General features: G+C 45.4%; 10 protein-coding genes. 5 read left to right on the top strand and 5 right to left on the bottom strand.

The genetic code is table 11. The annotated features are described in order from the left end of the window. Positions 1–98: 98 nt before the first annotated feature. Positions 99–1,472 carry an MATE family efflux transporter gene (locus tag NX845_RS01110; RefSeq protein ID WP_017083326.1) on the bottom strand — a complete coding sequence of 458 codons (1,374 nt, stop codon included), beginning with the start codon at positions 1,470–1,472 and terminating at the stop codon, positions 99–101. A 96-nt stretch (positions 1,473–1,568) separates the two neighbouring features. Between NX845_RS01110 and NX845_RS01105 the strand changes: the two genes are divergently transcribed. Further along, positions 1,569–3,029 carry a DUF2867 domain-containing protein gene (locus NX845_RS01105; RefSeq protein ID WP_065681251.1) on the top strand — a complete coding sequence of 487 codons (1,461 nt, stop codon included), beginning with the start codon at positions 1,569–1,571 and terminating at the stop codon, positions 3,027–3,029. A gap of 196 nt (positions 3,030–3,225) precedes the next feature. Here NX845_RS01105 and NX845_RS01100 read toward each other — a convergent pair whose 3' ends face one another. From NX845_RS01100 to rsuA, 3 genes are all read right to left on the bottom strand, one after another. Further along, positions 3,226–3,885 carry a DUF2913 family protein gene (locus NX845_RS01100; protein WP_010441495.1) on the bottom strand — a complete coding sequence of 220 codons (660 nt, stop codon included), beginning with the start codon at positions 3,883–3,885 and terminating at the stop codon, positions 3,226–3,228. Beyond that, entirely contained in the window at positions 3,885–5,102 is a 1,218-nt protein-coding gene (locus NX845_RS01095; RefSeq protein WP_065681250.1) for a Bcr/CflA family multidrug efflux MFS transporter, read from the bottom strand. The genes NX845_RS01100 and NX845_RS01095 overlap by 1 nt, the downstream gene beginning before the upstream one ends. Positions 5,103–5,294: 192 nt before the next feature. Further along, entirely contained in the window at positions 5,295–5,990 is a 696-nt protein-coding gene (gene rsuA / locus NX845_RS01090) for a 16S rRNA pseudouridine(516) synthase RsuA (protein WP_004734669.1), read from the bottom strand. Between the two features lie 97 nt (positions 5,991–6,087). Here rsuA and NX845_RS01085 point away from each other — a divergent pair, with 97 nt between their 5' ends. From NX845_RS01085 to NX845_RS01070, 4 genes are all read left to right on the top strand, one after another. Then, positions 6,088–7,830, top strand: coding sequence for a DEAD/DEAH box helicase (locus NX845_RS01085; protein WP_065681249.1), 1,743 nt, complete (start codon positions 6,088–6,090; stop codon positions 7,828–7,830). A gap of 104 nt (positions 7,831–7,934) precedes the next feature. Beyond that, a complete protein-coding gene (locus NX845_RS01080) occupies positions 7,935–8,333 on the top strand; it encodes a PepSY domain-containing protein (RefSeq protein ID WP_004734667.1) in 399 nt (132 codons plus the stop codon). A gap of 87 nt (positions 8,334–8,420) precedes the next feature. Continuing rightward, entirely contained in the window at positions 8,421–9,080 is a 660-nt protein-coding gene (locus tag NX845_RS01075) for a response regulator transcription factor (RefSeq protein WP_004734666.1), read from the top strand. 102 nt (positions 9,081–9,182) lie between these two features. Beyond that, positions 9,183–10,529, top strand: coding sequence for an ATP-binding protein (locus NX845_RS01070; protein WP_065681248.1), 1,347 nt, complete (start codon positions 9,183–9,185; stop codon positions 10,527–10,529). Positions 10,530–10,613: 84 nt separating this feature from the next. Here NX845_RS01070 and NX845_RS01065 read toward each other — a convergent pair whose 3' ends face one another. Next, entirely contained in the window at positions 10,614–11,090 is a 477-nt protein-coding gene (locus NX845_RS01065) for a hypothetical protein (RefSeq protein WP_065681247.1), read from the bottom strand. Positions 11,091–11,199: the final 109 nt, after the last annotated feature.

The following is an 11,199-nucleotide window of genomic DNA, read 5'->3' as shown; positions in this document are numbered from 1 at the left end:
TTGGAAGGAGAATCTACACTAATTCCCTGTTAGGAGGAAGTATTTTGAAAGATAGATCACACACCAACGATAAAGTGATGTGATCGATGCGCCCTACTTCAACTTCCTATCAAGTTTTTGATCCATTTTCTTGTTTTCATGCGATAGAGCGACCCACCCCACTTAATCACTTCTTCGGTGAGGAAAAGCAGATACACCCACTCCGGTGGAAACTTTAAATAGATAGCCGCAATCGCAGCCAGTGGAATACCAATCACCCATTGAGCAATCAAATCTTGATAGAGACAGAACTTCACATCACCACCCGCTCTCAACACACCAACGATCACAGTCAGCGGTACCGAGCGAATAATAATACCCACGCTGAGAATGAGAATGAATTTCTCAGAGAGGGCTCTGGTTTCTTCAGTCAACGCACTGAACGCATTCAATATTGGCATTTGGACGAAATAGAGAAAAATCGCCACAACAATACTGGTTAAGAAACACAGAATCGTTAAACCTAGTGCTTGATAATAAACCGCTTCATTGTTCTTCGCACCAAGTTGGTTACCCACCAAAACAGCCGCGGCATTGGACAGGCCAATCAATAAACTCAATGAGATAGATTCAACCGGCGTCATGACTGAAAGCGCAGCCAAACCTTGAACACCCGATTGTCCCATGATCGCGTGGTAAGCAAACAAGCCACCCGCCCACGCTAAGAAGTTAAACGTGGTAGGCAAAGACAACTTCAAGAAGCGAACGACTTTCTCAACGGTTGCAGCCGCTTTGATATCACAAAGTTTAAAAGCTAATAGGTGTTTAGAGAAATAGAGGTAGCCATATAAGGTCGCCACTTCAATGGCCCCGCTCAATACCGTCGCAATCGCTGCGCCTTTGATTCCAAGCGATGGAAAGCCCAAGTTACCGAAGATCAGCACCCAGTTTAAGAACACATTAGACAGAATGCCGATACCGCTGAAGAAAGTGCTTAACCCAGGTTTATGCATCGCTCTCAAACCTACCGCCATACTGCTGACGCACGACACTGCCAGCATGCTGAATGAGGTGATGACGATGTATTCAACGCCGAGGCTGATGACTTCTTGAGAGTCGGTCGTCACGCCCATGATTTGCGCAGGAAAAGAAACAAAGAAAACAATGGTCAGCAACGCAAACAGGGTCGAAACTAACCACGTCAGTGCGGTACTTTCTCTGACACCTTGTTTGTTACCTGCGCCCCAATATTGAGCCGTTAGCAAAGCGCCGCCCGTAGTGACACCCACTAGCATAATGGTCGTCACAAACATTGCACGGCTCGCAACCCCCACTGCCGCAATGTCTGCTTCCCCAAGCTGACCTAACATCAACACATCGACTAAGCCTCGGCTTGAAAACATAATGCTCTGCAAAGCAATAGGCAAAGCAATCGCAATAAGCCTACGAACAAAATCACCTCGAGTGTGATGAATAATTGAAGAGAGCAACATAGGGATACCTAAACGGAACGTATTGATGAATAAAGATAAATATCGCGCTATTATATCAATGTTCGGTTTTTAACCACAGATATAAATGGAGTAACAATGAAGAAAGTACTGGTTTTAGGCGCTTCTGGATATGTTGGTTCGCAGCTCCTCCCTCTCCTGCTTGAGCAAGGCTATCAAGTCACTGCTGCAGCAAGGCATATCGACTATTTAAAGGCACGAACCGAACCTCATGACAACTTGTCACTAGAGTATCTTGATCTTGCAAATCAAGCCGCAACACAAGCATTAGTCCCCGATTTTGATCTTGTCTTCTTTCTCGTCCATGGGATGGCAGAAGGCCACGACTTTATTGATTATGAACTGAATTTGGCACGTAACTTTGTTTCAGCTCTTGGGCCAAAGAATCAACACGTCATCTACCTGAGTTCGCTTCAGCCGCAAACGGGTGATTCAGAACACCTTCAAGCGAGAAAGAAAACCGGAGAACTGCTACGCAAAGGACCAGTCCCCGTCACTGAACTGCAAGCAGGCGTGATCATTGGTCCAGGCTCTGCAGCGTTCGAGATCATGCGAGACTTCGTGTACAACTTGCCTATCATGATTGCGCCCAAATGGGTCGACTCTAAAGCCAACCCTATTGCCTTGCAGAACCTGAACCACTATCTGCTAAAACTCGCACAGGACACGCCTAGCGAAAGCCAAACCTTCGAAGTTGGCGGGCCAGACATTGTCTCTTATCGAAATCAATTTGCTCACATTGCCAAAACAGCCGATCGCCCACTCAGGCTTTGGGCGACGTCACTCCTCACGCCCTCAATCGCGTCATATTGGCTAGGCGTTGTGACTTCTGTTCCGTCTAACATAGGCAGAGCGCTTCTCGCGGGCTTAAAACATGACTTTATTGCCAGTTCGACCATCATTAGAGAAAAGTACCCTCAGAAGCTTATCTCGTTCGAAAATATGGTTGAGCAAGCGATTCACGCTGAAGGAAACTTCGTGAAAAGTAATGTTTGGGGCTTTGATAAGACCGCCTTCAAACGCTGGCAAGCTGGTTATGGCTATTATCCTAAGAAAACAGGCGCAAGTATCACCTCAAGCGCATCTTTAGAGTCCCTTTGGCAGGTGGCTCAGCAAATAGGAAGCCCGAAGCAAGGTTACTTCTTTGCTAATGCTCTATGGCGCACACGCGAATGGTTAGATCTTCTCTTTGGCGGTGGTGTACCGGTTCGACAAATGCCTGAAGGGCCTACCCTAAAAGTCGGCGACAAAATCGATTCGTGGAAAGTCATTCGTTGTGAAGAAAACCAGTTTTTATCTCTGCTTTTCGGTATGAAAGGCCCGGGGTTGGGGCGACTCGAGATTACCGTCTCTGACCACGGTGATTCACGTGAACTGAACATATCAGCTTGGTGGCATCCAAAAGGCTTTCTAGGGTTACTGTATTGGTTTGCGATGATGCCAGCCCACCTGTTTATCTTTAAAGGCATGGTTAAAGCGATTGAGAAGCAGGCTAAAGAGCAGATGCGAGATTCGAGTGTCGAGATGAGAAAAGATTAAAAGCGGATCCGGGATTCGAGTAACGAGATGCGAAACGATTAAAAGCGGATACGGGATGCGAAGAGATTAAAAGCAGATTCGTCTGTCGAGATGCGAAAAGACTTAACAGCAAATTTGCGACACGCGCTATGAGAGGCAAAAAAAGAGCGGATAATTCCGCTCTTCGTATCTCTCATCTCGTATCCCGAATCCGCTATTAGCCAATAACGCTAATTGGGATCTCTGCAAGTTGGTTGCCTTGGTTAGCAGGGTAAACAATGTATTCACCGTGATACTTCACCGCAGACTTGTAGTCCGTTACTTTGTGAAGCATGAAACCCGCTTCCATCGCTGCTTGAATGAACTCGGCGTGGTTACCACGAACAAACCAATTCATAGGCTTAACCATCAACTCACCGTCGAAAGAGTCGTCACACTGTTTGCCACACAAAGCAAAAGAGTGCTCACCATCGGTGAAGAATTGAATCTTGCCGCCAGTCGTTAGCTCATCTTCACTCGATACGCTCCAACCCATCTCGTACATTTTGTCCATGAACGCTTCAACGTCACTGTCTTTTAGCGCTTTAGGCTCTTCGCCCTCAGGGAAAAAACGCCCGTAAAACGCAGAAATACGTTTAAAGGTAAAAGTTAAATCAGAGTTATTGCCTTTTGAGCGACCCTGTTTCTGCCAGCGAACCAAGTCAGGCACAATCACGCGATCATAAGCTTGGGATTTAATTGCCTTTGTCACCCAGCGAACAAGGTAAAGGTTGTTCGCGATAGGTGCATCAATGGCCTTGCCAGACTTATGTAGAGCGTATAGCTCGCCTAGCGCATCATTCACTAACTTCTGAATTTCAATATAGTATTTTGACATTATGCCTTCTTTCCTAATGTCCAATATAGTAATGCTGACATTACTGCACATGCAGCCATTACCATAGCCATAGACCCAGCACTGTCACTTGGCAGCATCGCAACAATAGCCCCAACGACAGAACCAGTACCAAATCTTAATGTTCCCGCAAGCGATGAAGCCGTGCCTGCCATGTTTGGATAACCACTGAGCAATAGACCCATAGAGTTACTGCCGATAGTAGAGATAGTGCCAATAAATAGCATCACAAACGGCACAATTCCCCAAAGCCCGAGATCCAATGCCCAACCGACAAGTAAGCCTACGCCAGCCAGTAATTGGATGACCAGAGCTGCCCTCAACATTGTATGAGAACCGACCTTCTTAACGATTCGACCATTGATTGTCGTCATCAGAATCATCGCAACAATGTTCAGACCAAATAGGTAACCAAACAGGTCAGGACGTACGCCATAGACATCAATGTAGACAAAAGAGCCTGCGGTTAAGAATGCAAACATCCCAGAGAACGAGAATGCACCAGAAAAAATCAGGCCCATAGCGGTCGGGTTTTTACATAAACGAGCGTAATTACGAATCGTGGTTTTAAAGCGCAATGGTTGACGATTATCGACAGGCAGTGTCTCGGGGATTTTGATGATAACCGCGAGAATCACGATCACCGCAAAAATAGCCAACACCCAAAAGATTGAACGCCAACCAAACCACAATGCCAAATAGCCACCAATCATGGGGGCTACTAGTGGCGCAACCGTCATCACTAAGGTAACGAACGACATGGTTCTTGCGAAATCTTCACGGTCGAACATATCGCGCACAACCGCTTGGATAATAACCGCGGCGGCAGCACCTGCAAAACCTTGCGCGGTACGAACTAACGTTAGCGCTTCAATGCCATGAGTCGTCGCACTCACAACAGACGCGACCGCAAAAAAGAATACACCAATCAGTAGAACAGGCTTGCGACCATAACTGTCGGCTAACGGACCATGTAACAACTGACCTAATGCAAAACCTGCGGTGTACGCTGTGAGTGTGATTTGTACTTCACCCGCTGTCACGCCTAGATCTTTGGCGATCGTTGGCATAGCAGGCAGGTACATATCGATGGCGAGTGGTGTCAGTGCACCAATCGCACCCAGAACCAAAAACAGCATCCAACCTAACTGAGGAGTTTGTGGTTGTGAGCTCGGGGTCTGTTGGGTAGACGTTTGCATAACTCTCCGACTAAGTACTAGGTTCTATGTGAGCACGAGCATGCACGCAACAATATACGAATACGCACAGTGATACACGAATATGCGCACACATACATGAACATATAGTAATAATGGCTGAAACTGTCCTAGTACCAGTCAAAATAATCAGCCGACGCTATCCTTGGTCGGCCACATCTACGGCAGAAAAGATTACTTCCAGATAGAGTCGACTTCTTCTTGTGTTAGGTAACGGTATTCACCCAACTCCAAAGATTCATCCATCTCGATTTCACCGATACGCTCACGGTGTAACCCTTCAACTTTATTACCAAGTGCCGCAAACATACGTTTTACTTGGTGGTATTTGCCTTCGTGAATCGTTAACAGTACTTCACGCTCAGCACGAACTTCTAAGTGTGCTGGAAGTGTTAGGCCATCTTCGCTCTTAAGCTGGATGCCCTCTTTGAATTTTTCAACGTAATCGTCTTCAACAGGTTCAACCAACCACACACGGTACGTCTTCTCGCATTTGTGCTTTGGCGATGTGATGCGGTGAGACCACTTACCATCATCGGTAATCAACACAAGACCCGTCGTATCAATATCTAGACGACCAGCAAAGTGCAGCTTGTCCATTTTGATTTCATCGAGTAATTCAAAGGCGATACGATTTGCGCCATCTTCATGCGAACAAACAAAGCCTTCTGGCTTATAAAGCATGATGTAACGTGGGCCGTGAACATTCAGTTCATTGCCTTGCCATTCCACAACGCACTCTTCAGTTACCTTGAGTGAACCGCTTTTTTGAATGACATCATTTACTGTCACTGCCTTGGATTTTAATAAGTGTGTTGCTTCTCTTCGAGTGACGCCTAACGCATCGCACAGAAATTTATCTAAACGCATGAATACCTCAACTAATCTAAGTCGGGTATTATAGTCACCTTTGCTCAATTAGTTGAGCTATTTCACACTATTTGTTTTCTACCCTACAAGACGCGATATGTATACACTCCGCCCGTACCAAGCTGATTCTGTAAAATCAGTGATTCATTACTTCAGAAAACACCAAACACCGGCTGTTCTTGTGTTGCCTACAGGCGCTGGAAAAAGCCTTGTGATCGCAGAGCTAGCAAGGCTTGCGAAAGGTAGAGTTCTGGTACTCGCTCACGTTAAAGAGTTGGTCGAACAAAACCATGAAAAGTATGAAGGTTATGGGCTAAAAGGCTCAATTTTCTCTGCGGGTTTAGGGCGAAAAGAGACAGACCAACAAGTAGTGTTCGCTTCGGTTCAATCTGTGGTTCGCAACCTCGATTCATTCTCTAACCAATTTTCACTGTTGGTTATCGACGAATGCCACCGTGTTCCCGATGAAAAGACCAGTAGCTACCAAAAAGTGATCACTCACTTGCGCGAGAATAATTCGGGCATCAAGGTGCTTGGGCTGACCGCGACCCCATATCGTCTTGGTATGGGTTGGCTTTATCAGTATCACACGCGTGGACAAGTACGATCTGAAGAGCCTAGGTTTTTCAGAGATTGTATTTTCGAGTTGCCGATTCGCTACTTGTTGGACGAAGGCTTTCTAACACCAGCACGCATGATCGATGCGCCAGTGTTGAGTTATGACTTCTCACAGCTAAAACCCGCAAGTACAGGCCGCTACAAAGAAGCCGAACTCGATATGGTGATCGAGCAATCTAAACGTGCAACCCCACAAATTGTCGACCAGATCATTGAACTGGCCAAAGACAAGTTAGGGATCATGGTATTTGCTGCCACTGTTAGACACGCACAAGAGATCCTTGGCTTACTGCCTGAAGGTGAATCGTCAATCGTAATCGGCGACACACCAACTCTCGAACGTGACCAAATCATCAGTGACTTCAAAGAACGTAAAATCAAGTTCTTGGTTAACATATCGGTATTAACCACAGGTTTTGATGCCCCTCATGTAGATTTAATCGCGATTTTACGCCCGACAGAGTCCATCAGTTTGTATCAACAAATCGTTGGCCGTGGCTTACGCTTATCGCCGGGTAAAAAAGAGTGTTTGGTGCTCGACTATGCTGGCAACAGTTACGATCTTTACCAACCTGAAGTAGGCGACCCTAAACCCGACTCAGACAGTGAAATCATCACCATCCCCTGCCCTGCATGCGGCTTCAACAATAACTTCTGGGGCAAGCTAGACAGCAATGGCTTCTTGCTCGAGCACTTTGGCCGTAAATGCCAAGGCTACTTTACCGATGAAAACACGGGCGAACGCGAACACTGTAATTATCGCTTCCGAGCCAAATACTGCGGTGAATGCGGCGCTGACAACGACATTGCCGCGCGCATTTGCCATGAGTGCGATGCAACCTTAGTCGACCCAGATAAAAAACTTAAAGAAGCACTGAACTTAAAAGATGCGTTGGTGTTTGAGTGTTTAGAGATGGACTTGAACGTTCTTAAAGACGATAAAGGAAAATCGCAGCTTAAAGTCACTTACCGTGGAGAAAACCAAGCTCAAGTGCATGAATTTTGGTCACTAACCACCAAGAAACAGAAGCAGAGCTTCAAAGACCAGTTTGTTCGCCCTCACCTTGCCGACAGACACCGCCCTTTTGAGGAAGCCTCACCAACAAAAGTGGTTGCTCACCAACATAGATTCCGCCCACCTCAATTCGTGATTGCACGTAAAGTCGGGCGCTTTTGGAAAATGAGAGACAAAATATTCGAAGACGAGCTTCAGCAACGTTAACATCTCATTTTTTGAGAACCTAAATCTCATTATTCATCAGGTTCACTTTCTGTTCAGAATTACTTTTTTATACTGAACGCTATCAACCTTCTCTAGGATTCGCTATGTTTAGTAAAGTTATGATTTCTATGTTTTCTTTAAGCTTAGGCTTATGTGTCGCCGCTAGTGCGTGGGCTGACTCAGATCATAACGGTCATGATCTTGTACAAGATGTCCATAAAGCGGGAACCCGTATCGAATTTGAAGAAGATCAAGACGAAGTCTACGAAGCTGTACGCGAAGGCTATATTCGCCCTTTCTCAGAAATGTATGCGGCCGTTGAGAACGATCTTCATGGCAGAATCATTAAAGTAGAGCTAGAAGAAGATGACGACATTTGGGTGTATGAACTAAAAATCAATTACCAAAACAACATCATCAAAGTCGAATACAACGCCGAGACGTTAGAGATGCTCATGATTAAAGGCCGAAACTTTAAAGACGCAATTAAACACGGCGAATAAGTAAGCGCCGCAACTTTAAAGACGCCATTGATCACGACGACCATTAAGCACAACGAACAGTCATTACAAGAATTAAGAAGAACAATTATGAAAATTTTAGTCGTTGAAGACGAACCTCGCTTGGGCCAACAAATTCTAGAAACCCTTGAGGGAGCCGACTGGGTTCCAGAACTTTCTCAAGACGGTATCGACGCACTCTACCGTGCAACATCAGAAGAGTGGGATGCCATCGTTCTCGATTTAGGTCTACCTAAGCTTGACGGCCTAACCGTATTAAAAGGCATTCGAGACGAAAACATTAACACGCCAGTGATTATCTTAAGTGCGCGTGACACGCTGACCCAACGTGTAGAAGGCTTGAATGCAGGCGCTGATGACTATCTAACTAAACCATTCGAAATGGTCGAGCTGATAGCCCGCATTCGTGCTCAACTACGCCGAGCGTCAGGCAGTGCTGCTCCTATACTTCAAATTGGTGATTTAAGCCTAGACACACGCAGCTCTAAAGTGTTGTGGCAAGGTCAAGCGGTTAGCCTCACGGCGCTAGAATATAAAGTTGTCGCGTACTTCATGCATAACCAAAACAAGGTTATCTCGCGCACTGAGTTAGTTGAGCATATCTACAAGCAAGACTTCGACCGCGACTCAAACACGGTTGAAGTGTTCATTGGTCGTATTCGTAAGAAAATCGCACCAAAGATCATCAAAACCGTTCGTGGCCTTGGCTACCAACTGAATGCTGAATAATGCTGTATTTAATTAAGCTAAGAGCAATCTCCAATTAGTGGACAGCCTGTGCTGATCGTTGTTGTTCTCATAGCAAGATGAGCAAAGACAGGCTGGTAACGTATGAATCTAAAAAAACGAACACTTAAAAACGTCAGTCTAAAAAGCCGCTTGCTCCTCGCCGCGGCTTTTTGGCTAGGTGCGATGATATTAGCGGCAGGCGTCGGAATACCTAAGTTGGTTAACGATTACTTGGTCGATGACGTCAAGCAACAGCTCAGCCTAACCATGGACGAGTTAACCGCCAACATAGAAACCAACGACAGTGGTAACCTCATCATGGCAGAGCGTCTGTCTGACCCTAGGTTTAACCAACCCTACAGTGGTATTTATTGGCGAGCTGCTACCCAAGACCAGATTATTCGATCTCGATCTCTATGGGACAAAGACCTCACCATCAAGCGTTCGCCGATTCATACTTCAATCAAAGGGCCTGAGAAAGAAAAGCTGATTTACATCGAGCAGGATATCTATCTGCCTGAACTGAACGATCCTGTCACGATCACCATTGGTATTGATGAAGACCCATTAGAATCCACACTAACCGAACTTACAGGTCAAGTCTGGTTGATTCTGATGTTGCTGTTTGTGGGCGTGCTGATGTTGATTGGTATTCAAGTCAGCTGGTCACTATTGCCACTGAGTAAGATGCAACGTGAACTGGTGATGTTAAGAAACGGCGAGCAACAAGGGTTAAGCGACAACTACCCGAAAGAAGTTTCTCCTTTGGTTTCTGACCTCAATGCCCTGCTCTTCCACTATCAAGAGTTATTAGAACGAGCTCGTAACCACGCTGGAAACCTATCTCACGCGTTGAAAACACCGCTGTCGGTTTTGAAAAATGAGATAGAGCGACTTCCAGACGATGACAAAACATTGTTACAGCAACCCATTCATCAGATTCAGAACCAAATAGATTATCATCTTGGCCGTGCACGCATGGCAGGTGCAATGAACATTCTTTCGGTGAAGTCATCACCTTGTGAGCGTGTTGAAGCTATCTCAATGGCGTTTGATAAAGTCTACGCTGCTAACGAAGTCACCATGATTAACGAGCTAGACTCTGAGATTGAAGTGGCGGTAGAGAAAACCGACCTTGATGAAATGGTCGGCAACCTACTCGAGAACAGTTACAAATGGGCGAGCAGCATTATCCGAGTCCATTCGAATGAACTCGACGATGGCAACATTGAATTGGTGATTGAAGATGATGGCCAAGGCATTCCTGAAGAGAAACTTGAGCAAGTCACCAAACGTGGTGTTCGACTTGATGAAACCACACCAGGAACTGGCTTGGGGCTTAATATCGTGAATGAAATGGCACACAGCTACCGAGGAAAGCTCAACTTAGAAAAAAGCTCTATGGGCGGATTAAAAGCCACGCTTATTTTAAAGCTGGCCCAAAGCTAGCCTTCATCAAATTTGAGTTGATAACATTGAATTTTGAATAGGCATACCAGCGTATTGATATGCCTATTCATCTGAAATGATTGGCTATTTGCAACTTTTAACCAATGTCATATACATGGTTTTAAACCCTCTCAGTGATACATTGATCTTTTCCACCTCTTGCGCATCCCCTTGTAGTTCAACACTTAAAGAGTCAGCACTATAAAAAGATTCAAGTTGGCCTATCGGTACCGTCGCCCAGTGTGTTGTCCCTTTAATCCAGACATCCATATCGAATACTGAACCATTGTTTAGTGAAGCTTTTGCTGAATAGCCAGGTTCTTGCCTTGAAACTCCATTGAAAAACAATAGATTCACGCCTTCTGTGGTACATCTCAACGCGACCGTTTCTGCATTACCATCACTTTTAACACTCGATACTCCAAGAATCACAGCCTCTCCAGAATCAAAACTCTTAGACTCGTAATGTTCCCAATCTTGATAGGTCTTCGCTAACTCCAAACCAGCTGCTACGTTAAAAGTGCAAATAGATAGTAGTCCGAATAATACGTATTTTTTCATATTTCTGATCCAATAAAGAAGCCGCGCTTTATCATTATCATTATCAATTCCCACTAAGTTCAAGTGAGTGACAAGTGTGCGCAGCTTAAATGATTGTTGAATGATTAGT

This window comes from Vibrio sp. NC2 (assembly GCF_025195005.1).
Classification (GTDB): Bacteria; Pseudomonadota; Gammaproteobacteria; order Enterobacterales; family Vibrionaceae; genus Vibrio; species Vibrio splendidus.
Note: the sequence above shows the minus strand (reverse complement) of the source record. Positions and strands in the feature narration are given on the sequence as shown.